Below are 24,190 nucleotides of genomic sequence, written 5' to 3' on the forward strand. Positions count from 1 at the left end.
CTAGCCTCTAACGTGGCCGTTACCAGACACTAAAAACTTTTCGGCTGTTAAGGCTTCGAGTCCCATTGGACCATAAGCATGCAGCTTAGTGGTGGCAATACCAATTTCGGCACCTAAGCCCAACTGGCTACCATCAGAGAAGCGCGATGAAGCATTAACCATAACAACAGATGCATCAACACTGCGCTGGAAACGTTGAGCACGCTCAGCATTCTCTGTGCAGATTACTTCGGTGTGATGGCTGCCATTTTGATGGATATGATCTAAGGCTTTATCCATACTATCAACCACTTTAATCGCGATTTCTAAATCAAGATATTCCTGACCAAAACCGTCATCAGCTAACAAGTTCGCTTGCTTAAAGAATGGTAGGCTGGTGGCGCAGGCATTAATAGTAACATCATGTTCTGCTAAGCGCTTTGCCACTAACGGCATAAAGTCGTTAGCAATTTTCTGATGAACCACTAGACCTTCTAGTGCGTTACACACCCCAGTACGCTGGGTTTTTCCGTTTAGCAGAATATTGATCGCTTTGTCAAAATCTGCATCTTTATCAACATATAAATGGCAAACACCTTTGAAATGCTGAATAACCGGTACTTTGCTATTATCTGTGACAAAGTTGATTAACCCTTCACCGCCACGAGGAATGATCACGTCAATCAGGCCGCGTTGATCCATTAAATCCATTAGCAGTTGTCTATCTGCATTCGGCACTACACTGATTAATGCTTCAGGTAAGCCGAACGAAGCTAAGGCTTTTTGTAAAATAGTGGCAATGGCTTTGCTTGAATGAATAGCTTCTTTGCCGCCGCGCAAAATAATAGCATTACCTGACTTGAAGCACAGGGCACCAGCATCTGCTGTCACGTTTGGTCTTGCTTCATAAATCATGCAAACTACGCCTAAAGGCATGCGCATTTTACTGATTTTAAGTCCATTAGGTTGTTCACCTATATCGCGTATTGTGCCGACAGGGTCATCTAGCTTAACAATGTCTTCTATGCCTTTGGCCATTAATTCAATACGTTCTTCGTTTAGCAATAAACGGTCAAGCATTGCACTGGCAACATTATCTTGCTTGGCGCCATCCATATCTAACTTATTTGCTTCAAGTATTGCGGATAAACCTTTACGTAGCTCTGCGGCCATGACTAATAAAACGTTATTTTTTGTTTCTGTATCTAAATTTGCTAACACGCGTGCTGCTTGTGACGCCTGCTGTGACATAGTTGTCATTAAATTCATGTGTTCTCCAAAACGGTTAAATGCTCTTTTGCGATAATAGAATTGTCTTCAGAAAAATAGCCGTCGGTTGTTTTTATATCGTCTTGCTCTTGGGCGATATAATTTAATAAACAACTACTGTAATTCGTCATGGCTTTAGCCACTCTAGTACCATCGTCTGTGGTGACTAGAATCGTATCTCCCGCAGAAAACTGACCCCTTACTTCAATAATATTTTCGCGGGTCAACATATCTTCATTATCGCCAAATGCTGTTGTGGTGTCATTGATGATCACTTCGCCACGTTCGCGAACCGTGTGAGTCATCCAATGCACTGCCGGTGATAATGGCTCGTTGCTAGGTAAAAAGTGAGTGCCTGGGTTGTTACCTTCAAGTAACTGGTTAAAAGAGTTAACGTCAAAACCATTTATAATAAAGGTATCAATACCATGTGCGGTGGCTTTTTCTGCAGCTTCAATCTTAGTTTGCATACCACCTGTGCCAGTTGAGCTTACCGCTCCACCTGCCATGGCGTATATTTCTGGCGTAATCACATTCACTTGCTGTAATAATTTTGCATCACTGTGGCTGTGTGGGTTTTTATCGTAAAGCCCATTCACGTCAGTACACATAATTAAAGTATCAGCATTGATAGCTGCAGCAGCCATTGCGGCCAGATTATCATTATCGCCCACTTTCAGTTCTTCAGACGTAACTGTGTCATTTTCATTAATCACTGGCAGTACGTTATATTCCAAAAGTGACTCAATGGTCTCCTTAATACTGACATAACGCTCACGGTTACATAAGTCGCCCTGGGTCAGTAATATTTGTGCCAGAGGCATATCAAGCAATGTAGCCCATATGGCCATCATGTCGTTTTGACCTGCGGCAGCCATGGCTTTCTTCAATGCTTTTGAAGGATTATCTACATTAAACCATTGACGACCGGCAGCCACTGACCCTGATGAGACTAAAATGACTTGTAGGCCTTGTTTACGGCACGATTTAATAAAGTCGGCAATGTTTTTCAGGTACTTAGGACTGCAACCGTCATTTCCTGGGGCAATTAATGCACTGCCCACTTTGATAACGATTCGTTTATTATTACTTAAAGACATACTTCCTCTTATGATGTGCTTTCAATCAATACTTGATTAACTTCTTTAAATTGGTCTGTTATTTTCTGTGAAGGCTTTTCGCTCCAAAGACTAACAAGCCATATGCTGAGTGCACTAATTAAAAACCCAGGTAGCATTTCATACACTAAACTACTGAGTGTTGCGCCATTTTCTAACACCGGCGCATAAATCCAGAATAATACAGTTACCGAGCCGCTGATAATACCGGCTAGCGCACCACTATAAGTGACTCGTTCCCACAGTAGGCAGAACAAAATTAATGGACCAAATGCGGCACCAAATCCAGCCCATGCATTACTGACAATGCTGAGAATATTACTAGATGGTTGCAATGCCATGACAGCGGCGATGAGTGCAACGGCAAATACGCATCCTCGGCCAACATTCACTAAATGTTTTTGCGACAGCGTTTTTTTACTGTAAACACGGTAAATGTCTTCGGTTAACGAACTCGATGACACTAAAAGCTGTGACGATATTGTGCTCATTACCGCGGCTAAAATAGCGGCTAATAAAAATCCACTAATTAATGGGTGGAATAAAACATTCGAAAAGAAAACAAAAATAGTTTCAGGATCTTTTAGCTCAACATTAAATTTATTGACATATGCTACCCCTGTTAACCCTGTTGCTAGCGCGCCAACAATGGTGACTGTCATCCAACTCATGCCAATACGTCTTGCCGTTTTGATATTCTTAACGGTATCGATAGCCATAAATCGGACAATAATGTGTGGTTGACCAAAATAACCTAGGCCCCAGGCTAAGCTAGACAACAAGGATAGTATGGTCAGATTTTCAAAGCTTTGGCTAAATGATGGAATTTCTTCTAACGAGTAGGCCATCATAGTCTCTGCACTTTCAAAATAGGTAAAAGCCACCACAGGCACCATGACAAGTGCGATAAACATAATCACGCCTTGGACAAAGTCAGTAAGACTTACCGCAAGAAACCCGCCTAATAATGTATAAGCCACAACTACAAACATGGTAATGAATACACCTAACTGGTAGTCGAGTCCGAATGCAGATTCAAATAGCTTTCCGCCGCCGACTAAACCCGCCGAGGTATAAAGCGTAAAAAAGATAATCACTACAACTGCAGAAACCAGTTTAATAATGCCGTCATTCCGATGAAAACGTTGCCCAAAAAAATCTGGCAGGGTTAGCGCATCATTAGCGACTTCTGTGTATACACGCAGCTTAGGGGCAACGAGCTTATAGTTTGCCCATGCGCCAACCACCAAACCGACTGCAACCCAGATAGTACTAAAGCCGGAAACAAAAATTGCACGGGTAAACCCATTAGCATCCAACCACTCATATCTGAGGCGCCCGCTGAAAGCGCGGTGACTTGAGGGCTGACTTTTCGGCCACCAAGCATGTAATCAGATAAGTTAGATGTGGATTTTTTAGCGGCATAAATCCCGATGCCTAGCATTAACATAAAATATAAAGTTAATGTGAAATAGGTATAATTCATTACTTTCCTGCGTTATTGTTTGAGTTCGACTTATATATTGTATACAAAGGGCTGAAAACATAAGTCGCAAGTATTAACCAGAAACAAAGCAACTCCACTGAGTTTTTAGCGATTCTCTTCGGCTTTATTTTTGAGTTGAATATTTTTCTCATAAAATTTTTACGTTTCATATGATTCACCACGAATGATTAGAGTACGAATCATTATGATACGTTGTTAACGAAGAATATCAACCCATGTTGGTAATTTTATGACAACTATTTCGTTTTAAAATAAACAAAATAGACTGTTTATGAATTATTCTGAGTTTGATAGAATTGTAATTATTAGTGTTGAACCGACTGTTGGGGTGAATAAGTCCGATGAAAAAGTATGAAGAGTTACTCGTCTCTTTGCGGCAGGTGATCCGCGCAATTGATTTGTATTCAAAGAAGTTATCTAAAGAGACTGGCTTGACAAGCCCGCAGCTATTGGTTTTGCTGTCAATTGCTGAACACGATGATGCCATGGTAAAAGAAGTGGCTAAAACCATTAATTTAAGCTCGGCAACCATTACGAGTATTGTTGATCGTTTAGAAAAGCGTGGGTTAGTGACGCGTACGCGTTCAACTACAGATAAACGCAAAGTAGGCATCAGTTTAACTGATCATGGTAAGGAGATAATTAAAGACTCCCCTAAGCCTTTGCAAGATCACTTCATTGCTCGTTTTGAGTCAATGCAAGAATGGGAACAGTCGCAGATGTTAGCAACCATGCAGCGCATTTCATGCATGATGGATGCAGAAGGTTTAGATGCTTCACCTGTTTTAGAGGTTGGGCAAATACATCAGCAAGAATATTAGTGATATAACTATATGTTTATTTAGATATAAGTGTTTATTAAAATATAAGTGTTGATAAGTTTTAATGGCCTCAGATTAGATAAAGTCAGTAGGATTAATGCACCAAAGGGGTGTTTGATACGCCTTTATTATTTCTATCTGAGGTTAAGACTACTGATATGTACATTAAGGTGGTTGTATTGAATTTGGTTGTTACCATCAAATGTGCGATTAACTGGCATGATGCTTTTATTAGATAATAAGCCCCCAAGGTGATATTAGCATTGGGCTAATATCACCACTGACACTTCAAACACCACAGGCTGAGTTTTGCCAGATACCCAGTATCAATGCCTTATGATCACCACGGCTAACATCGAAGGCATAATTCTTGACACAATGTGAAGTACACATAATGACAAGCCCCCAAACTTCTGACTTTATGTCGTAATAGTTAATATACTTAAACTCTCGCAATAGAGAGTTTTTTTCTTTATATTTTGCACAATTAAATAGAATGTATATTCAGCAGGCTTAATCCACAATGTCTGCCGCACAAACCTAATAGAGAGATCCATGCATAAAACGGCAAGAAAAATCCATAAATGGTTAATGCTATTTTTGGGGATACAGTTTGTTATCTGGTCGGCGACCGGTGCATATATGGTATTTTTTGATATCGATTATATTCATGGCGACTCTTTGGTGACCCACCATCAAACTAAAATTCAAACCGATAAAATCGATTACTCGCTTAAGCAATTACTGCAGGCATACCCAGGTGCCAACAACATCAGTGTTGGTACTTTTATTGGGCAAAGCGTGTATCGGTTTACCTTAGCCGATACGCCACAACAATCCACAATGCTAGTCAGTGCAATGACGGGGAAGGTGTTGTCGCCATTGACGGAGTCTACTGCGGTAACAGTGGCTCAGCATGTTTATACAGGTGAAGGTGACATTGCCGACATAACCTTAATTACTGAAAACCCGCCTTTTGAATTAAGTTCGCGGCATTTACCTGCGTGGCGAGTCAATTTTGATGATTTTGGGTCTCCATCATTGTATGTTTCGGCTCAAAGTGGCTTGCTAGTGGGTAAGCGCCATGAGTTTTGGCGATGGTTTGATTGGATGTTCCGTTTTCATATTATGGACTACAGTAGCGGTGAAGATATTGATAATGCTTTACTGTTTTGGGTGGCATTATTTGCCAGCTTTGCCGTAGTTTCAGGTTTGGTATTGACCTATTTTAGAGTGTTTAAAGCAAAGCCTAATCGCCGAAAAAGACTTAATTCTTCATCTGTTGGAGCGGCCTAATATGGGGTGGGTCAGAAAAGTTCACAAGTGGATGTCGGTCATTGTTGGGTTACAGTTTGTATTGTGGTTAGCAAGTGGACTGTATTTTAATTTGATGGATCATACCAAAGCTGGTGGGCACACTTACCGTCAGCATGCTGCAGCAGTTAAGCATATTGACATGGCTCAGCTGGTCGAGCCTAAAGCTGTGTTACAAAACCATCCAGATAGCGTGGCACTGGAGACGATATTTTTACTCGGTTCACCATATTATCAGCTCACCCATAAGCAAGGCTTATATGCTCATTTAGATAACCAATATACTTTGGTCGATGCCTATACTGGCAAAACGCTTGAGCTAGATAAAATCTGGATAGGCCAATTAGCAAAGGCTTCTTATTCAGGGCCTGGTGAGTTGGCTAGTATTATCAAGCTTAACCCGCCGATTGCGGATTTTCCTAAGCAACAAAATGTCACATGGCAGGTGAGTTTTACTGATGATGTTGACACTCAAGTCTATGTTGAAGCGCAATCTGGACGCATTGTTGGCCACAGTGATAGTGATAAAAAACTAGCCGACATATTCTTCATGCTGCATTTTATGGATTATACCAATGAAGGTAGCTTTAATAATGTGCAAATGATGTTACTGGCATTTTTTAATCTGTGGCTAACCTTTACAGGGGTCATATGGAGTGTAGATTTACTGCGCAAAGGCAAGTACCGCATTAAGCGCAAATCGGCATCACGATAACGACATTGATACTGAGAGCGGATGCTGGCTGCGGATTTTTTAAAGGTTCAACAATCCACCCAAATCAGCTATGTATCACATTATGCAGCAAGTAAAAAAGTTATCATCTGGTTGGCTTTAGCGGTATTATCTTCATTAATTGAAAAAAGCGGCTGTAATTTGAAAGATAATTACTGCTTTTAAGGTCAAATCAGTTAGCTGTCTATTTAAATAGGTTGCCACTGATACAGTCAATTTATGAATTAGCACATAATCGGATTTTGAGTGATATGCACAAGACACTGAAAAACTACTGGATAATAGCTTTTACTTTGCTCGCACTCGTCGGGCAAGGGTTAATGGCTAATGGTAGTTCTATGGTGCCAATGACGCATGCAGACTTGGTTATGACACTGCAAAATGATGACAATCATCAAATGATGACTATGGCATCTGTTACGCCACTTGCAAAACAATCTGTATTTATATCCCAATCAATGACCGATTGTCATGGGGGCCAGCGGGCTAATATTGACCCGCAAACCGCTAACAGCAATAATTGTTGTAACGGGCTGGGTGGTTGTAGCATTGATTGTAATCATTGTTTAACCATTTCATTTACTGCCGGTTTAATAGACATGCAGCTAGATATAGCCAATGCTCCGGCTAACCCTGCGCCTATAGCGGTTGCTTTGAACAGTTTTTCTGTCGACTTTCCGCCTGCCTTTAGACCTCCCATCGTCTAATGTAAACATCTTAGCTGTCCCATGATTTATTGTTCGTGTAAGCAGCCAATTCTACTGTTTATTGTTAAACGAGTATTAACACCTCAGTGTTAAACCGTTCGAGGTCTATATGAAACCTGTTATTTTTAAAAACGCTGTTAACCAACGCTTTGTGACTTATTTTGTGTTGATATTACTTACAAATGTGCTGCTGTCATCAGTTACGCTAGCCAGCGAGGATGATCATGCGGGACACAGTCACGTCAGCCAATCAATTGATGCTGCAAACAGCGTCAACACCTCAGCAGATAAGATTTTTAATCAATCTAAGCCAGCAATATTACCGACTAAAAATAGCGCGAATGATGCCAATATTAAGTATGTTTGCCCTATGCACCCGCATGTGGTTTCAGACGTGCCTGGAACGTGTCCAATTTGTGGTATGAACCTAGAAAAAGTGACTCTCGGCGGCATGGTCGGTGAAGATGTCGTGGTGGGTGTGAGCGGTGGTATGCAGCAAGCCTTAGGTATGCGCAGTGAAACTGTCAGCAAAGGCACGCTGTGGAAGTTGGTTAAAACCATTGGCACTGTCGAATATAATGAAAACGCGATTGGTCATGTACATACCCGCGTGACAGGATGGATAGAAACCTTAAAAGTGCATACCGTTGGCCAGCAAGTTAAAAAAGGCCAGTTACTATATGAGCTGTATTCACCTGAATTAATCAATGCCCAAGATGATTACATGCAGGCAAGAGATTACCTTAAACAAGATAAAAATCGTGGCTCAGTATTACTGAGTAAAGCAAGGCAGCGTCTTGAGTTATTAGGGGTTAGTAGCAGCACTATCGAGCAGTTAGAACGTACCAGTAATACCATTTATCGAGTGCCTTTTTATGCCGAACAAGATGGGTTTATCAGCCAATTGACCGTGCGTCATGGCATGTATGTTCAGCCAGGTGACACCTTATTTGAAATTGTTGATTTAAGCAGTGTGTGGGTAATTGCTGATGTGTTTGAAAATGAACAAAGCTGGTTAAAACAAGGTCGCCCAGTTGAGGTGACCTCTGCGGCGCAAGGTTTGTTTGATATTGAATCTAGCATTGATTACATCTACCCAGAGCTTGATCCTGTCACCCGCGCGATGCGAGTAAGAATAAAACTCGACAACCCAGGTAAACAACTTAAGCCGGGCACGTTAGTGGATGTAAAACTGTTCGGCGGCCCCAATCATGATGTGTTATCTATTCCTATCGAAGCATTAATTCTTACCGGGCGTGAAAACCAGGTCGTGGTGCAACGCAGTGATAACCAATTTACTTCAGTGGCAGTTAAAGTGGGCATAATTGCTCAAGGTAAAGCTGAAATCACCGAAGGCTTAAAAGCCGGTGATAAAGTGATTGTATCTGGGCAGTTTTTACTCGATTCAGAAGCCAGTATTCAGGGCAGTTTACAGCGTTTAAGTGGCAGTAATAGCACGAGTGATAGTGCTGTTACCGACCCTCACGCCAACCATTAATCGGAGGTCGCTATGTTAGCAAAAATTATTAGCGCGTCGATTAAACAGCGGGCAATGGTATTACTACTGACCGTGGTTATCGCCTTGATTGGTTATCAAGCTATGCGCACAACCCCCCTTGATGCACTACCTGATTTATCGGATGTGCAGGTTATTGTCAAAACATCTTATCCAGGACAAACGCCACAGCTAGTAGAAGACCAAGTCACTTACCCATTATCTACCGCCATGTTGGCTGTGCCTGGTGCGAAAACGGTACGTGGTTTCTCGATGTTTGGTGACTCTTATGTGTATATCATTTTTGAAGATGGCACCGACATTTACTGGGCGCGCTCAAGGGTATTGGAGTATTTATCACAAACCCAGGGTCAGTTACCCGCCAATGTGACACCCACTTTAGGGCCAGATGCGTCAGGTGTAGGTTGGGTATTTCAATACGCGTTAGTGGATCGTAAAGGTCTGCATGATCTCGCTCAGCTAAGGTCACTGCAAGACTGGTTTTTAAAGCTGGAACTGCAAAGTGTTGAAGGAGTATCTGAAATTGCCACCATAGGCGGCATGGAGCAGTCATACCAAATAATTGTCGACCCACATAAACTGGCATTGTATCAAATTGATTTAATGACGGTGAGAAACGCGCTTGATAACTCCAACAGTTCAACGGGCGGCTCGGTCATTGAAATGGCAGAAGCTGAATACATGATCAGCTCGTCGGGTTATCGTCAAACCATAGCAGACTTTGAAGAAATCCCTTTGGGTATTGTGTCTGAATCAGGCACGCCCGTGTTAATGAAAGATGTCGCACAGCTGCGTACTGGCCCCGCGGCTCGCCGTGGTATTGCTGAGCTTGATGGTCAAGGTGAAGTGGTCGGTGGCATTGTGGTGATGCGCTATGGCGAAAATGCCCTCGCAACCATTAATAACGTCAAAAACAAACTGGCTGAAATTGAAAATGGCTTACCCGATGGCGTTGAGTTAGTGATCACCTATGATCGCTCGGAACTGATTTTAAATTCCGTTGATAACCTTAAGCATAAAGTGTTAGAAGAAATGCTGGTGGTTGGCTTTATCTGTCTTATTTTCTTACTGCATGCTCGCTCCACATTAGTCGCCATTATTTCACTGCCGATTTCGATTTTAATCAGCTTTATCGTGATGAATATTATTGGGGTGAATGCCAATATTATGAGCTTAGGCGGTATTGCCATCGCGATTGGTGCTGTGGTTGATGCCGCCATTGTGATGGTTGAAAACGTCCATAAACATCTTGAGCAATACAGTGAACAACATAATGGCGAAACGCCCACGGGTGAAACCCATTGGGAGCTTGTGCGGCAAGCGTCGGTTGAAGTGGGGCCGGCATTGTTTTTCAGCCTACTGATTATCACCTTAAGTTTTGTTCCTGTGTTCGCATTAGAGGCGCAAGAAGGGCGCTTGTTTCATCCTTTAGCCTTTACTAAAACTTTTGCTATGGCGGCTTCGGCTATTCTAGCCATTACCTTAATTCCAGTATTAATGGGTTATCTTGTGCGCGGAAAAATACCCGCAGAAAAGAAAAACCCCTTAAGTCGGGTATTAATTGCCATGTACGAGCCTTTACTTAGGGTTGTACTGCGCTTTCCCAAAATGACCATTTTGGTTGCGTTAATTGCCCTTGGCAGTGCGATATATCCAATGACAAAAATGGGTAGCGAGTTTATGCCTGTGCTTGAAGAAGGCGATTTACTGTATATGCCCACCACGTTACCAAGCGTCAGTTCGGGTAAAGCGGCGGAAATTTTACAGCAAACCGATCGTCTGATAAAAACCGTGCCCGAGGTTAAGCGAGTATTTGGTAAAGTCGGTCGAGCAATTACCGCCACAGATCCTGCGCCGCTGACCATGCTTGAAACTACCATTATGCTTAATCCTCGTGATACCTGGCGGGAAGGCATGACATTAGAGGGCATCATCAGCGAGCTGCAAAAAACCGTCAAAGTGCCAGGTATGACTAATGCATGGGTGCAGCCAATTAAAACCCGTATCGACATGTTATCTACTGGGGTGAGAACGCCTGTGGGGATAAAAATCTCCGGTGCAGATATTAATGAACTGCAACGAATAGGCACTGAAATTGAAGCTGTGGTCAGTAAATTGCCAGGCACTATTTCAGCGTTTGCGCAGCGAACCAGTGGTGGTCGTTATATTGATATTGAGCCCGATCTAAAAAATGCCGCCCGTTACGGCATGACCTTAAAAGACATTCAAGATGTAGTGCAAATGGCCATAGGTGGCATGCAAGTGGGTCAGTCGATACAAGGGCAAGAGCGTTACCCTATTATCATTCGCTACCCACGCGAGCTACGTGACAACATAGAAAAGCTCAAGGACTTACCGGTACTCACCAAAACCGGTAAATATGTGCCTTTGGGGAATTTAGCCAGCATTAGCATCAGTGACGGTGCGCCTATGCTGGCCAGTGAAAACGGTCGTTTAATCAGTTGGGTGTTTGTTGATTTGCACGATATCTCAATTGGTGAATATATCGCGATGGCGCGCATTGCGCTGGATGAACAAGTTACTCTTCCACCCCGTTACAGTTATAGCTTTGCTGGTCAGTATGAGTATATGCAACGGGTTGAAGCTAAAATGAAGCTAGTGATTCCATTGATGTTAATAGTGATTTTCATTTTGTTGATGATGACATTTAGCTCATTTATTCAAGCGTCGGTGATCATGTTAAGCCTACCATTTTCATTAGTGGGCAGTGCCTGGTTATTGTACTTACTCGACTTCAATTTTTCGGTTGCGGTATCGGTCGGCATGATAGCCCTTGCAGGCGTAGCGGCTGAGTTTGGTGTGGTGATGCAAGTGTATTTGAATAACAGCATTAAAGATCGCCAAGCCGCAGGACAATACAATCACCGCGCAGATTTAACCGAAGCATTAATTCATGGCGCGGTCATGCGTATACGCCCCAAAGCGATGACGGTAGCAACAATTTTCTTTGGATTGTTGCCCATAATGTGGGGCAGCGGTACAGGTAATGAAGTGATGCAAAAAATAGCCGCCCCTATGGTTGGTGGCATGGTCACCGCACCGTTATTATCATTATTTGTTATTCCGGCGATATATTTACTGATATACGGCCGTAAAATGGCCAAGTAATTTAGGCGCTTTTTATTTTCTAACTAAATGCCCTCAGTCACTTGAGGGCATTTTTATATGTGTTATTTACATAAATCCCAGCTTTAACTCGATGACTTTATAGATTTTGCTATTCACATCTGTTTGCAATTCAATTCTTTGCTACAGACTAAAATCGGGTGCATTGCTAAGCTATTTTTGTCAAACTACTATGCATAAAATAGATAAAAAACATCAATATAATAACGACAACAAGGACTCTTCATGAAAGCTTTTACACTGGTGTTGACCAGTTTAGCCATGGCTATTTCAGGCATTGCCCACGGGGCTGAAATAGATACCCGCTACATTCAGCGCTTAGGGCCAGTCAGCCAGATCACCGCAGCACCATTATCAAAAGGCGAACATGCGGATGTTTTACGGGCTAATTTGATTGCTAATTTAGTTGAACAACTTAGTCAAGTTGAGCCTAAGCCAGTGCAAATATTTAATCAAAAACTGACCTGGCAAGCGGCCTCATCTAAAGTTGAGGCTGAGGGTTGGTTAGCGTATCAGTTACCTGTAGCTACCCAGCGATTTACCCAAGGTACACTAACAGTAAAAGGGCTTGAAAACCCGCAGGTATATTTGAATGGTCAATTGGTCAAGTCGGCCAATGACGTGAAATTAACCTTAGCCAATGGCGACTATCAAATTTTAATTTTGGCCGATGGCCAGAAAGCTGATGAGCCTTTCAGTTTAGATTGGCAGGGCAATAGTGATGTTGATCAGTTGGATTTTAGCCAACAAAAAAGCCAACGTTTATCAGCGCAACAGCTATTTGACGCCAAAGTGATCAACAGTTTAAATTTGTCGCCAAATGGCAAATACTTGCTGCAATCGACTCTCGAATATCAAGCGGGTCAAGGCGACAATGCTGTTCAGGTGGCAGAGCTGCGTAATGTAGCAGACAATAGCGTGATGTATCGTTGGCAAGACAACCGCCCAAGCAGTGCGGAGTGGTCAAACGACAGTAAACAACTGGCATTTGTAGCCAATAAACAAATTCAATTACTTAATATTGCTGATTTAAGCATTCAAGTAGCCGCGACAGATATGGACAATGTGTCGGGTTTACATTGGTACGGCAACAGCTTGTTGTTTAGCTGGCAAAAACCTTTTAAAGCCGATGACAAAGCCACCTCAAAACGTTTTCAAGCATTAGAAGACCGCTGGAGTTACTGGCGTGACACTAACCAAATTTATCAATTAGATGTCGCTTCAGGTTTTATGCGTCAGTTAACCGACAATAAAATCAGCAGCGACTTGTTAGACAGTAATGCTGATAAAGGCACATTATTATTGGTCCGCTCGCCAGTTAATTATACCGAACCCGCACATGGCTTAACCCAGCTAATTGAGTTAAATCTAGCTAACCTAACTGAAACCTTCATTGGCGAATACCGTAGTTTTAGCGATGCATTATATGCCGATGACGGTATGTATATTACCGCCGGCCCTCGCTTTATGGATGGCGTAGGCATACAAGATAACACCATTGAAGTGAATGACTATGATGGCCAACTATACTGGCGAGACAGCAAGGGCGTTGTTAGTGCGTTAAGCAAAGACTTTGACCCTGCCATTGGCAGTATGACCAAACTAGAAAATGACGATGTGGTATTAACGGTAACCGAAGGTGATCGTTCACCATTGTATTTGTTTGATAAAAGTAAAAGTCGTTTCAGTAAAATAGACACAGGTGTCGATATGGTCGACAGCTTTAGTGTGGCAACAAAGCAATCTACGCCAACTATAGTCTTTGCTGGTACTTCAGCGACGATACCGCAAAAAGCCTACAAAATGACCGTTAATTCCAGCCGAAAGCAGGTACTGTTTGATAGTCAAAAACAAAGCTACGCCGCGACGCGTTTAGGTAAAATTGAAGACTTTGATTTTACCAATAAGCATGGTCATAACATTGATGGTCGGGTGTATTTACCCACTGACTTTGATGCTAATAAAAAGTACCCTGCGCTAGTGTATTACTATGGCGGTACTTCACCGGTAGGGCGCCACTTTACGGGTCGCTGGCCATTCAACCTCTGGGCAGCACAGGGATATGTGGTGTATGTATTACAACCTAATGGTGCAACCGGTTATGGGCAAGCTTTTAGTGGCCGTCATGTTAATGCATGGGGTAAATACAGTGCCGAAGATATTATTGATGGCACTAAAGCTTTCTTAAATGCCCACAGCTTTGTTGACCCCAAACGAGTAGGTAATATGGGCGCATCATACGGCGGTTTTATGACCATGTATCTAGCCACCCAAACCGATATTTTTGCTGCATCAATGTCACACGCGGGGATCAGTAATTTATCATCTTACTGGGGACATGGCTGGTGGGGTTATGGTTATTCTGGCGTCGCCAGTCGCGGCAGTTTTCCGTGGAACAATCCTGATCTCTACGTTGAGCAAAGTCCTTTGTATCACGCCGATAAAATCACCACACCGCTATTACTGATCCACGGTAATGCAGACACTAACGTGCCTGTAGGTGAAAGTCATTACATGTACACAGCACTTAAGATATTAGGTAAAGAAGTTGAATTAGTTGAGTTTAACGACCAAGACCATCATATCAATACTCGCCAAGTACGGTTCGACTGGTGGGATACCACAATCGCATGGTTTGATCTTAAGTTAAAAGATGAACCCGAGTGGTGGAATAGCCTTTATCCTGAAACCAAAAAATAATCCATTTGGTCGTGCAATATAAACAATCAGCCTCGCAATGCGGGGCTGATTGATTTCAATCGGATGTGGACACTGTGGCTTCGTGGCTGAAAGGCGATAAGAGCCCGACAAAACTCTTCATGGGCGTAAAAGAGTGAATTTTTATCTCTTAGATTTAGCTTGATTTGTGATTGTGGCAAAAGCTAAATCAGAACAAGAGTTAACGTATTTGTGAACCTTCCAGACTCAATTTGAATTGAGGTCATCAAGAAAAGGCCGTGAGCTTGGCATGGATGCCACGCTCACGACCTTAGTGGCCGCTGGCCATATTTGGAACACTCTTTTGGGCATAAATGAATCAATTATGGCAGCCTTAACTCTATGTTCTGTAAAGCACTTTTACCACATGCCAGCCAAATTTGGTTTTGACTAAATGCGGCGTGATGAGCTCGCCGCTGAAGCAGACTTTATCAAATGGCGGCACCATTTGGCCTTGTTTGAACTCACCTAAACTACCGCCTTTTTTACCTGATGGGCAGCTAGAGTGTTGCTTAGCTAGCACATCAAATTTGGCGCCTTTTTTAAGTTTGGCCATAATGTCGTCAGCCAGTTCTTTGTGTTTAACTAAAATATGTAATGCGCTAGCTGTGCGAGCCATGGGGTAAACCTTTTATAAAATATCGCTAATGGCGGCATTATATCACTGCTTACCCAGGTTGCTAACCTCGCTTGTGTAGCCTACTTCATCAACGGTTATTGTCGACGTAGAGTCACTATCGGGATGAGCATAGGCGTGTTTTGAGCTTTTGAAATGGTTGAAATTTGTCATAGCACCAGTTAAAGCCAATCGCATAGAAAAAGAAAAATACTAAAAAACCAGCTTCTAATGCCAATGCTGCCATCAGACTAACATCCAGTAACCATGCAATTAATGGTACAGATAAAAAGACAATACCCCCCTCAAACCCCAGAGCATGTATTACCCTTTTCATCATAGAACGATCAAGTCGGTTATGGCCAAATACCTTATCAAACAAAATGTTATAAACATAATTCCATGCCACCGTGTATAGGCTGAGTAATATACTGACCACCACTAAGCTATTGGCTTTTTCATCACTGAATACATGCGCTATGAGAACAATAAATAGCAGTGCAATAAGTTCAAATGCGATGGCATGAAAAATCCGCTCAGTTCTGTTCATTTGATATCCTGATGCTATAACACAATATAATAACTATATTAATATCATGAATTTCGATACTTTAAAGTTAGATACTATAAGGTAAAACGATATGTTTAGTCTTGAACAGTTAGAAGCTTTTGTTACTACGGTTGAGAAAGGGTCATTTTCGGCGGCTGCGCGCGCTTTAGGTAAGGCGCAATCTGCTGTAAGTCAGCATGTATTGAATTTGGAAATAGATTGCCAGTGCGATTTATTTGACCGCAGTGGTCGATATCCGGTATTAACCGACAGCGGCCATAATTTAGTTGCTCATGCAAAAGCTGTGTTACAGCAACATAAGCGATTACAGCATCAAGCATTGCATCTTACTATGCATGGCCATTCAACATTAGTGCTGGCAATTGATGAAGGTATTCCTTTAGCGGGTATTACCGCTCAATTAGGCGTGTTAGCGGCAAAGTATCCGCAATTATCGATTGAATGTTTGTCAGCGGCCAGTACTGACATTATTGATATGGTCAGTTCAGGCAGGGCAACAACAGGGGTGATTTTTAGCGAGCAAGCCTTACCAAGCGATATTGATTTTGAAAACCTCGGCGCACTGACATTTGATGTGTTTGTTTCAAGCCATCATCCGTTGGCGCAAAGTACCGCTATGCATATTGATATGTTAAAACTACATCGACAATTATTGATCAGCGCCCGTAATGCGAAGCAAAGTACGTTTCATCAAGCCCATAGCCCAGATATTTGGCATGCGGATAATTACTTTATGCTACTGGCATTAACGGTTAGCGGTTTTGGCTGGAGCTTTTTACCAACCCATATTGCCCAGGACGATTTAGCGGCGGGTCGTATAGTGAAATTGCCCATCGAGTTTGAAGAATTACGCTGGCATGTGAATGTTGATATTATTCAGCATCAAAATTGCAGCACAGATCCTATGCATAAACGCATTCGGCAATTGTTTGCGACTATTTTGCAGTAGACTGACTTTGCTAGGAAGATCATTAAAGGTTATTGTTTAAAGCGATAAATTAGTTTGGACTAATTTATCTTTGCAGACGTACAATGAGACCAGCAATTCGACGATATGATTGATGACAATGTCTTGATAGCCGAGTGTCAATAATGCGCGTTAGCAATGAGCTATAGCAATAAATTGTCATAATTATCAGTCATAATCAGTTATAAGCATCAACTTCTATTTTATACAGTGGCATTTCGACAATGCCTTTAATAACCTCACCATTAAGGAACAAACATGATTACTCAAGGACAAACTTTACCAGTAGGTACATTAGGCCAATTAACTAAAGACGGTATGGTAAACCATAATGTTGCTGAATTATTTGCTGATAAAAAAGTCGTGTTATTTGCCGTACCAGGTGCATTTACGCCAACGTGTTCAGAAGCACATTTACCAGGCTATGTTGTTTTAGCTGATCAATTAAAAGCCAAAGGTGTTGATTTAATTGCGTGTGTATCAGTCAATGATGCATTCGTGATGAAAGCTTGGGGCGAAGCGCAAAATGCCAGCGAGTTAATGATGCTTGCCGACGGCGACGCTAGCTTTACTAAAGCATTAGGATTAGAAATGGATACTGCAGGCTTTGGTGGCGTGCGTTCACAACGCTATGCCATGGTAATTGATAAGGGTGTCGTTAGCGTATTAAACGTTGAAGCGCCAAAAGCATTTGAAGTCAGCACAGCTGAAGCGATATTAGCCGCCCTATAAGCTTCTCTTTCATCACTTTCACGTGATGATGAATTAAAAAAGCACGCCATCATCACTTTGATTGGCGTGCTTTTTTATTTTCACAGCATTACCGCGTTTCAATGTGTCTTACCTGAAATAATGTTAATGCAAAAATAATTGATCTAAATCAAATAGATGTTTAGTATGCGTCAAAACATTCATATTATATACATGTTAAGGTTGTTTATGTTAGATCAACATACCAAAGAGATTATTAAAAGCACGATACCGTTACTAGAGTCTGCTGGTCCTGCGTTAACGCAGCATTTCTATCAACGGATGTTTGCCCATAATCCGGAATTGAAAGATGTGTTTAACTTAGCGCATCAGCATACTGGCGGCCAGCCTGTTGCATTATTCAATGCCGTGGCTGCGTATGCGAAGAATATTGATAACCTGGAGGCCTTAGGTGCAGCTGTTGAGCGCATTGCACACAAACACACAGGTTTTTTAATTAAACCTGAACAATATTCGATAGTTGGCGGTCATTTGTTAGCCACGCTAAAAGAGCTAGGCGGCGACGCGGTTACCGACGAGGTGTTAACAGCGTGGGGTAAGGCTTATGGTTTTTTAGCTGATATTTTCATTAATCGTGAGGCGCAGTTATATCAACAAACGGCGGCTAAAAAAGGTGGCTGGGAAGGAACGCGCCGTTTTGTGATTAAGGCGAAACGCAAAGAATCATCAGTTATCACTTCTTTTATTCTTGTCCCTGAAGATGGTTTGCCAGTTGCGGATTTTATTCCTGGACAGTATCTCAGCGTATCGATTACTAACAATCAATTAGCGCATAAAGAGACCCGCCAATATTCACTTTCGGATGCGCCAAATGGTTGCTCTTATCGGATCAGCGTTAAGCGAGAGTCAGAAGGAAAAGTATCTAATCTATTGCATGATTATTACCAAGAAGGCGATGTGATTGATGTTGTCGCGCCAGCGGGTGATTTTGTGCTTAACGCCAGTAATGATACTCCTGTGGTGCTATTGTCGGCGGGTGTTGGATTAACACCAATGAAGAGTATGTTGAACCAACTGTTATTAAAGTCACATAGTGGCAATATCACTTGGGTCCATGCTTGTGAAGACGGAGAGCAACATGCTTTTAAAGTGTGTACCTCGGATCAGGTGGCAAAGAATACTCATTTAGACCGTTATGTGTGGTATCGCAAGCCATTAGCGACCGATTTACCTGCTGAAGATTATGATTTTGATGGTACTGTCGAGTTAGAAAAAATTGCAGGACGAATGGTGTCTAATGCACGCTACTACTTCTGTGGGCCTATCGGGTTTATGAAGGTGGTTAAACAGCAATTATTAGCGCTGAATGTACCAGAAGATCAGTTGCACTATGAAGTGTTTGGGCCACATTCAGACTTGTAATCGACTTTATGTGAACCTTATTCAAGTAAAAATGGACGCTAATAGCGTCCATTTTTATTGCATAAACGGCACTGCGTATAATTAAAAATAGTGAATATATTCAGCGCCAACACGATATAACACGTCATCAAAGCCTATTAAGTCTTGCTCGTAATCGCGTTGAATATATTGGCTGACAAAATGCAGTAGATTGTTTTCATCACCTAGCGGAACAATAACACCAAAAGTGAGTTTGTTAACAACATAAAATTTGCCATCATCGTATTGCCAACGCCCATCAAAACGGCTCAAGCTTGCTTGAATTTGCACATTGGAATGGCTAAATGTGTAGCGGTTATCCCATTCTAAAAAGTAACCTAAACCGCTACGTCCTAAGGCTTCCACTCCAAAGCCTCCACTTTCACGTGGCCAGTCATCATCTTTCTCTTCTTCGCTATAGCCTAAAGCTGCGGTAAAGCGTAAGTCATAATTATTCACTGCAGTAAAACGACGATTTAGTGATAATCCTGCGACCGCAAGCTGCTCAAATTCTTCTAATTGTTGGCTGTTGTAATGGCCTTCGTAACGAGCGTGGCCACTGAGTAAGTATTGCTGCTGATCACCAAATACTGTTAAGGGTCGGTAATAGTGAATTTTAGCATCCATAGAATCACGAAAACGATCATCATCATATAATTCTGAGTCGCGTTCATAATAGTAGGTTGCTCTGGCGCGGAAGTAGTTTTTATTCAATTCAAGAGTATTCTGATAGCGTAATTCATCCCAAATGAATGACATACCCATGCCGCGGGACAGTGAGCTAAATTCTGAATCAGGATAAGACTCTAATCCGGCAATAACGGACATCGCAAATGGAGAGTCATCAGCAATACTTGAGGGGCTTAGTAATAGCGCGTAGCTTGTGCATAAAGCAAGCGTGAATCGAATGTTCATTGGTGTCGTCATAGGAATGTTTCGGCTGCTAACAATAAGATCATTTTAGCATACCTAACGCGATATCTGAGCGACTTACTTTTTAGGCAGTAGCACTTTAGCGATTAAACCACCCTGTGGGCGATTGATGAGTTTAACTTTACCGTGATGACGGTCAACAATACGTTTAATAATCGCTAGGCCTAAGCCTGAACCTACGCTGCCACGAGCACTGTCACCTTGGGTAAAAGGCTGAAAAAGCGTTTCAGCTGCATCTTCATCAATACCTGGACCATCATCTTCCACTGAAAAACCGACAAATACACCTTGTTGAAATGACGATATCTTGACCCAGCCATTACCGTATCTAAAGGCATTTTCTACTAAGTTACTCAGTACACGCTTAATGGCAACAGGATGAATAAGAATGGCAGGACATTCCCCTAAATCAATATCTAGTACACCAGTGCGATGACTTTCTTGTTGGCTTATTTCTTGAATTAGCTGATTAACTTGAAATAATTCACGTTCAACATCTTCGTCATTGCGAATATATGCAATAAATTGGTTGATGATGGCATCCATGTCTTCTATATCACCGACAATGCCGTCTTTTAAATATTGGTCATCTTCCACCATCATTTCTGAGGCTAAGCGAATACGGGTTAAAGGTGTGCGCAAATCGTGGGATATACCGGCCATCAGTAATGCGCGATCTTGTTCTAGTTGTTTCATACTGTGCGCCATTTGATTAAACGCATGGGTTACTTCAACTATTTCTGTCGAACCACTTAATGGTAAAGGGTCTGGGAACTGGCCTTTTGATACCGCAAAAGCCGCCTTTTGTAATCGTTTTAACGGTTTATTCTGTTTACGTGCAAATAGCCAACCGCCAGCAACACTGAGCGCACCGATAACCAGCAAATATAATGTCAGTGGTGATAAGTCAGATTCGTTAATGCTAGTCAGCGGAACTTTTATCCATAATGTAGGGGCTTGGGGTGGGCGTATCCAAACATTTAATGTCTCTCCTTGAGAAAAGCGTACTTCAGCTTCACCACCTAGATAGCCTGACATTTGCTCAGATAAAAAACCATAGTAAGCGGCACTGTCTAAGCCTGCTTCACGTGCTTGCTTGATATTGTAGACGGTCATGCCATCGTGACGAACTTTGGCATTAAGCGCGTCAACCATAGATAGGTGCTCGCGGCCAACATCGACACCATCAACAAATAAAATATTGATTTGCCGAGCGATAAGCTGATTAATTTGCTCATAACTGGGCTTAATAAAGTACACAGCAACAGACCAGTAAGACACCAGTTGATTGATCAGCAGCAAGCTACCAATCAATACCACAGTTTGACTAAAGGCGTTTCGAGGTAAGAGGCGTTGCCACCACTTTAATACTAATTTGGCTGATTCTGGCACGGTTTACTTACGTGCCGAACCGTCAGGCACAAACACATAGCCTAAACCCCAAACTGTTTGAATATAGCGTGGGTTTGCGGCATCTTTTTCAATTAATCGACGTAAACGCGATACTTGCACGTCAATTGAACGCTCTAGGGCGGAATAATCTCGGCCACGGGCTAGATTCATCAGTTTATCGCGCGATAGTGGCTCTCGAGGGTGGGAAACTAATACTTTTAAGACCGCAAATTCGCCACTAGTGAGCGCAATGCTTTCATCACCATGAAACATTTCCGGGTGGCTAAATTAAGTGAAAACTCACCAAATTCAACCATTTCTTCTTGCTGGGCGGGTGCGCCAGGCACGTCGGTAATTTGTCGGCGCATAACGGCTTTAATACGAGCAAGTAATTCGCGTGGATTAAATGGTTTGGGTAAATAATCATCGGCGCCTAGTTCCAGGCCAATAATACGGTCGACTTCATCGCCTTTTGCTGTAAGCATCACAATCGGGATTGGGTTTTCCTGTTGGCGTAAACGACGACAGATAGATAAACCATCTTCACCAGGTAACATTAAATCTAATACGAGTAAGTGAAAGTTTTCACGTTCAAGCAGTCTATTCATTTGCTCGGCGTTGGCGGCACTGCGTACTTGGTAGCCTTGCTCCATTAAATAACGCTCTAACAACGAACGCAATCGCATGTCGTCATCAACAACGAGAATTTTAGATGTTTCTTGGCCCATGAAAATATCCCTTTACCTTCAGCATTTTTAGTTAATATAACCAGTTTACTGTCTGGCTAATAGTGTCTTAAAAGTAACTTTAGCTTGAAGTCGTGTGTTTATAGTTGCTTACTGCTAAATGTCATTGATTATATTGGTTTTTAATCAGTGTGAGTGACAGTGTGAAAATTGTAACAAATCCCATTTTGTAGATGATTAACAAGGCTTTGTTAGTCAGAAGTGCAAATGATACCGTACAATTATGTTTAGAATAATCTTCCCCACAAAAACTCGGTGTCGGTGACTTGATCTAAATTACTGTGAACTTGGGCATAATAGCCGTTAGCAAAAATCACAAAATAGCTGCTATCAATTGCCAATTTGTCAGGCCAATAACCGAAGGTATGATGGGACTCAACAGCTTGGTACTGCTGACCAAGAATATCCACATCGCCATACTGAGAGGATAAAGTGAGTAGCGCACTGGTTGCAGACAATGAGTATTGAATCGGCTGGGTCACAAGGTCGTGAGTAAGCCAGTAGGTTGCTGCTGTTTTTTGTAATGCTAACGATTGTTGTTGATAAAACATCAGCTCACTGGGAATAAATTGCAGTATATTCGCTTGCAGCTTGATACGTCCCCAATGGTGGAAACTGCTATTGGGCGCATCGAGGTTGATAAAAACGTGGCTATAACTTGTGTCAGGATTAATGTGCAGCAATGCCATTTGGCGCGTCGATTGATACAGCCAGTCGCCCGCTATGGGCAGGTCATTAGTCGGTAAATCACTATTACTGTGGGCTAAGCCAATATGAAACCACAGTGATATAGGTAATATGATGGTCAGTTTATATCGCGATCTAAGTTGATACTTTTCAAATAAGTTTTTTAATATTGAGTACATATAATTCCCTTTATGTGTACAAATTGAAGGTTACACTCATTCCATTAATTATCTGGTCACATAATTAATGGAATTGGTTTGAGTATAGTTGATAAAATGACACATAAAAAAAGAGCCTCATAAAGAGACTCTTTTTTAGGTGTTGATTAAGTATCAACTAAGGCGTATTAAAAACGACCTACAATACCTGCACCTATATCAAAACCATCAGCATCTGAATCAAGATTTTTTGATAAACCAAATGTGGCAGAGAATGCATCTGACATGCGTAACCAGTATGCGGTTTTAACCATAAAAGCATCATCAGAGCCAGCATCGGCATAACCTAAACCTACAGACCAAGCTTTAGTTACATACCAATCGGCATTGATATTGATTAAATCATCATAATCTGTGTGAGTCCAAGATGCACCAAGGTCAATACCTGTAGTGGTTTCAAGTGCAACAAAACTGCGTACTTCAAGCCCGTACTGTGATTCAAAGTCATCACTGCCATCAATATAGAAAGCGGCTACTTTTGAGCTATCATTGAAAAAATAACCCCCATCTAACCTATAAATGCTACCGTCATTGTTACCAATTTCTACATGTTGAAATTGACCGCCGACGAACCATTTTGAATCAAACACATAAGTGCCATCAACACCTAAAATATCCACATCAGCAGCATCAAATATTGAGTAGTTAGCGCCAACGTTAGATTTTTGTGCTAAAAAGCCGTTAAGTGCATAAGGGCCGTTTGCTTGATCTACTGGGCTAACATAGTAGCGATATTTTGCATTCCAAATACCGTCGCCAAACTCTTCTGAGTTAGCGTTATAGCTTAAGCCTGCTTCGTGTTGAAACGCAGTATCTTGTGCAGCTACAGCAGGTAAGCTTGCAAAACTTAATAATAACGCTAGAGCAGTAACATTTTTCATCAATAATTCCTTTATCTGATTATTTTTCGCTAGGCAATTCAAGCAAGGTTGGGAGGTTGGGAGATAGACACAACATACAAGATGTTTAATCCACTACATTTTTTATTCCAAAACATTCAGGTTTGGGAAGTGTGCTTTCCTAGCGGCGCAAACCATAAAGCAAATGCAGTTAAAAATAAATTAAAACTTATAAATTAAT

General features: G+C 41.9%; 20 protein-coding genes and 1 pseudogene. 10 read left to right on the forward strand and 11 right to left on the reverse strand.

Annotated features, from left to right (window positions below; translation table 11 throughout):
- From L0B17_RS02880 to putP, 3 genes and pseudogenes are all read right to left on the reverse strand, one after another.
- Positions 1-1,248: a glutamate-5-semialdehyde dehydrogenase gene (locus L0B17_RS02880; protein ID WP_235087447.1), complete on the reverse strand. Its 1,248-nt coding sequence runs from the start codon at positions 1,246-1,248 to the stop codon at positions 1-3.
- A complete protein-coding gene (gene proB, locus L0B17_RS02885; protein WP_235087449.1) occupies positions 1,245-2,348 on the reverse strand; it encodes a glutamate 5-kinase in 1,104 nt (367 codons plus the stop codon). The genes L0B17_RS02880 and proB overlap by 4 nt, the downstream gene beginning before the upstream one ends.
- A gap of 8 nt (positions 2,349-2,356) precedes the next feature.
- Positions 2,357-3,852: pseudogene (gene putP / locus L0B17_RS02890) on the reverse strand (sodium/proline symporter PutP).
- Between the two features lie 362 nt (positions 3,853-4,214).
- On the opposite strand from putP, the gene L0B17_RS02895 reads away from it, so the two are divergent.
- The 7 genes from L0B17_RS02895 to L0B17_RS02925 all read left to right on the forward strand — a co-directional run bounded on the left by L0B17_RS02895 (position 4,215) and on the right by L0B17_RS02925 (position 14,811).
- Positions 4,215-4,694: a MarR family winged helix-turn-helix transcriptional regulator gene (locus tag L0B17_RS02895; RefSeq protein ID WP_235087451.1), complete on the forward strand. Its 480-nt coding sequence runs from the start codon at positions 4,215-4,217 to the stop codon at positions 4,692-4,694.
- A gap of 555 nt (positions 4,695-5,249) precedes the next feature.
- Entirely contained in the window at positions 5,250-5,990 is a 741-nt protein-coding gene (locus tag L0B17_RS02900; protein WP_235087452.1) for a PepSY domain-containing protein, read from the forward strand.
- A gap of 1 nt (position 5,991) precedes the next feature.
- Complete coding sequence (locus tag L0B17_RS02905; protein WP_235087454.1) at positions 5,992-6,723, forward strand: hypothetical protein; 732 nt, start codon at positions 5,992-5,994, stop codon at positions 6,721-6,723.
- A 269-nt stretch (positions 6,724-6,992) separates the two neighbouring features.
- Entirely contained in the window at positions 6,993-7,448 is a 456-nt protein-coding gene (locus tag L0B17_RS02910) for a hypothetical protein (protein WP_235087456.1), read from the forward strand.
- A gap of 109 nt (positions 7,449-7,557) precedes the next feature.
- On the forward strand, positions 7,558-8,946 hold the full coding sequence (locus L0B17_RS02915; RefSeq protein ID WP_235087457.1) for an efflux RND transporter periplasmic adaptor subunit: 1,389 nt from the start codon (positions 7,558-7,560) through the stop codon (positions 8,944-8,946).
- A gap of 12 nt (positions 8,947-8,958) precedes the next feature.
- Positions 8,959-12,093 carry an efflux RND transporter permease subunit gene (locus L0B17_RS02920; RefSeq protein WP_235087459.1) on the forward strand — a complete coding sequence of 1,045 codons (3,135 nt, stop codon included), beginning with the start codon at positions 8,959-8,961 and terminating at the stop codon, positions 12,091-12,093.
- Positions 12,094-12,336: 243 nt separating this feature from the next.
- Positions 12,337-14,811, forward strand: a complete 2,475-nt coding sequence (locus tag L0B17_RS02925; protein ID WP_235087461.1) for an alpha/beta hydrolase family protein — start codon at positions 12,337-12,339, stop codon at positions 14,809-14,811.
- Positions 14,812-15,169: 358 nt separating this feature from the next.
- On the opposite strand, the gene ppiC is transcribed toward L0B17_RS02925, so the two are convergent.
- Positions 15,170-15,448 (reverse strand): peptidylprolyl isomerase PpiC, encoded by a 279-nt coding sequence (gene ppiC / locus L0B17_RS02930; protein ID WP_226412588.1) that lies wholly within the window; start codon positions 15,446-15,448, stop codon positions 15,170-15,172.
- A gap of 115 nt (positions 15,449-15,563) precedes the next feature.
- Positions 15,564-15,995 carry a PACE efflux transporter gene (locus L0B17_RS02935; protein WP_235087463.1) on the reverse strand — a complete coding sequence of 144 codons (432 nt, stop codon included), beginning with the start codon at positions 15,993-15,995 and terminating at the stop codon, positions 15,564-15,566.
- A gap of 91 nt (positions 15,996-16,086) precedes the next feature.
- Between L0B17_RS02935 and L0B17_RS02940 the strand changes: the two genes are divergently transcribed.
- The 3 genes from L0B17_RS02940 to hmpA all read left to right on the forward strand — a co-directional run bounded on the left by L0B17_RS02940 (position 16,087) and on the right by hmpA (position 19,116).
- Positions 16,087-16,965, forward strand: coding sequence for a LysR family transcriptional regulator (locus tag L0B17_RS02940; RefSeq protein ID WP_235087464.1), 879 nt, complete (start codon positions 16,087-16,089; stop codon positions 16,963-16,965).
- Between the two features lie 276 nt (positions 16,966-17,241).
- Positions 17,242-17,715 carry a peroxiredoxin gene (locus tag L0B17_RS02945; protein ID WP_235087466.1) on the forward strand — a complete coding sequence of 158 codons (474 nt, stop codon included), beginning with the start codon at positions 17,242-17,244 and terminating at the stop codon, positions 17,713-17,715.
- 207 nt (positions 17,716-17,922) lie between these two features.
- On the forward strand, positions 17,923-19,116 hold the full coding sequence (gene hmpA / locus L0B17_RS02950; RefSeq protein ID WP_235087468.1) for an NO-inducible flavohemoprotein: 1,194 nt from the start codon (positions 17,923-17,925) through the stop codon (positions 19,114-19,116).
- 81 nt (positions 19,117-19,197) lie between these two features.
- Here hmpA and L0B17_RS02955 read toward each other — a convergent pair whose 3' ends face one another.
- The 6 genes from L0B17_RS02955 to L0B17_RS02975 all read right to left on the reverse strand — a co-directional run bounded on the left by L0B17_RS02955 (position 19,198) and on the right by L0B17_RS02975 (position 23,991).
- Positions 19,198-20,049 carry a hypothetical protein gene (locus L0B17_RS02955; protein ID WP_235087469.1) on the reverse strand — a complete coding sequence of 284 codons (852 nt, stop codon included), beginning with the start codon at positions 20,047-20,049 and terminating at the stop codon, positions 19,198-19,200.
- 75 nt (positions 20,050-20,124) lie between these two features.
- A complete protein-coding gene (gene envZ / locus L0B17_RS02960; protein WP_235087471.1) occupies positions 20,125-21,459 on the reverse strand; it encodes a two-component system sensor histidine kinase EnvZ in 1,335 nt (444 codons plus the stop codon).
- Between the two features lie 3 nt (positions 21,460-21,462).
- A complete protein-coding gene (locus tag L0B17_RS18150; protein ID WP_272491881.1) occupies positions 21,463-21,732 on the reverse strand; it encodes a winged helix-turn-helix domain-containing protein in 270 nt (89 codons plus the stop codon).
- Positions 21,678-22,187, reverse strand: a complete 510-nt coding sequence (locus L0B17_RS02965; RefSeq protein WP_272491882.1) for a response regulator — start codon at positions 22,185-22,187, stop codon at positions 21,678-21,680. Before L0B17_RS02965 ends, L0B17_RS18150 begins: the two co-directional genes overlap by 55 nt.
- Before the next feature lie 245 nt (positions 22,188-22,432).
- Positions 22,433-23,071 carry a hypothetical protein gene (locus L0B17_RS02970; RefSeq protein ID WP_235087472.1) on the reverse strand — a complete coding sequence of 213 codons (639 nt, stop codon included), beginning with the start codon at positions 23,069-23,071 and terminating at the stop codon, positions 22,433-22,435.
- Positions 23,072-23,238: 167 nt separating this feature from the next.
- Positions 23,239-23,991: a putative porin gene (locus L0B17_RS02975; RefSeq protein WP_235087474.1), complete on the reverse strand. Its 753-nt coding sequence runs from the start codon at positions 23,989-23,991 to the stop codon at positions 23,239-23,241.
- Positions 23,992-24,190 lie beyond the last annotated feature (199 nt).

It is taken from the genome of Shewanella sp. OMA3-2, from assembly GCF_021513195.1.
Classification (GTDB): Bacteria; Pseudomonadota; Gammaproteobacteria; order Enterobacterales; family Shewanellaceae; genus Shewanella.

Bases quoted from the DNA above. Each gene is read 5' to 3' on its own strand.
- L0B17_RS02880 (WP_235087447.1), bottom strand. From the start codon at position 1,248: ATGAATTTAATGACAACTATGTCACAGCAGGCGTCACAAGCAGCACGC.
- proB (WP_235087449.1), bottom strand. From the start codon at position 2,348: ATGTCTTTAAGTAATAATAAACGAATCGTTATCAAAGTGGGCAGTGCA.
- L0B17_RS02895 (WP_235087451.1), top strand. From the start codon at position 4,215: ATGAAAAAGTATGAAGAGTTACTCGTCTCTTTGCGGCAGGTGATCCGC.
- L0B17_RS02900 (WP_235087452.1), top strand. From the start codon at position 5,250: ATGCATAAAACGGCAAGAAAAATCCATAAATGGTTAATGCTATTTTTG.
- L0B17_RS02905 (WP_235087454.1), top strand. From the start codon at position 5,992: ATGGGGTGGGTCAGAAAAGTTCACAAGTGGATGTCGGTCATTGTTGGG.
- L0B17_RS02910 (WP_235087456.1), top strand. From the start codon at position 6,993: ATGCACAAGACACTGAAAAACTACTGGATAATAGCTTTTACTTTGCTC.
- L0B17_RS02915 (WP_235087457.1), top strand. From the start codon at position 7,558: ATGAAACCTGTTATTTTTAAAAACGCTGTTAACCAACGCTTTGTGACT.
- L0B17_RS02920 (WP_235087459.1), top strand. From the start codon at position 8,959: ATGTTAGCAAAAATTATTAGCGCGTCGATTAAACAGCGGGCAATGGTA.
- L0B17_RS02925 (WP_235087461.1), top strand. From the start codon at position 12,337: ATGAAAGCTTTTACACTGGTGTTGACCAGTTTAGCCATGGCTATTTCA.
- ppiC (WP_226412588.1), bottom strand. From the start codon at position 15,448: ATGGCTCGCACAGCTAGCGCATTACATATTTTAGTTAAACACAAAGAA.
- L0B17_RS02935 (WP_235087463.1), bottom strand. From the start codon at position 15,995: ATGAACAGAACTGAGCGGATTTTTCATGCCATCGCATTTGAACTTATT.
- L0B17_RS02940 (WP_235087464.1), top strand. From the start codon at position 16,087: ATGTTTAGTCTTGAACAGTTAGAAGCTTTTGTTACTACGGTTGAGAAA.
- L0B17_RS02945 (WP_235087466.1), top strand. From the start codon at position 17,242: ATGATTACTCAAGGACAAACTTTACCAGTAGGTACATTAGGCCAATTA.
- hmpA (WP_235087468.1), top strand. From the start codon at position 17,923: ATGTTAGATCAACATACCAAAGAGATTATTAAAAGCACGATACCGTTA.
- L0B17_RS02955 (WP_235087469.1), bottom strand. From the start codon at position 20,049: ATGAACATTCGATTCACGCTTGCTTTATGCACAAGCTACGCGCTATTA.
- L0B17_RS18150 (WP_272491881.1), bottom strand. From the start codon at position 21,732: ATGTTTCATGGTGATGAAAGCATTGCGCTCACTAGTGGCGAATTTGCG.
- L0B17_RS02965 (WP_272491882.1), bottom strand. From the start codon at position 22,187: ATGGGCCAAGAAACATCTAAAATTCTCGTTGTTGATGACGACATGCGA.
- L0B17_RS02970 (WP_235087472.1), bottom strand. From the start codon at position 23,071: ATGTACTCAATATTAAAAAACTTATTTGAAAAGTATCAACTTAGATCG.
- L0B17_RS02975 (WP_235087474.1), bottom strand. From the start codon at position 23,991: ATGAAAAATGTTACTGCTCTAGCGTTATTATTAAGTTTTGCAAGCTTA.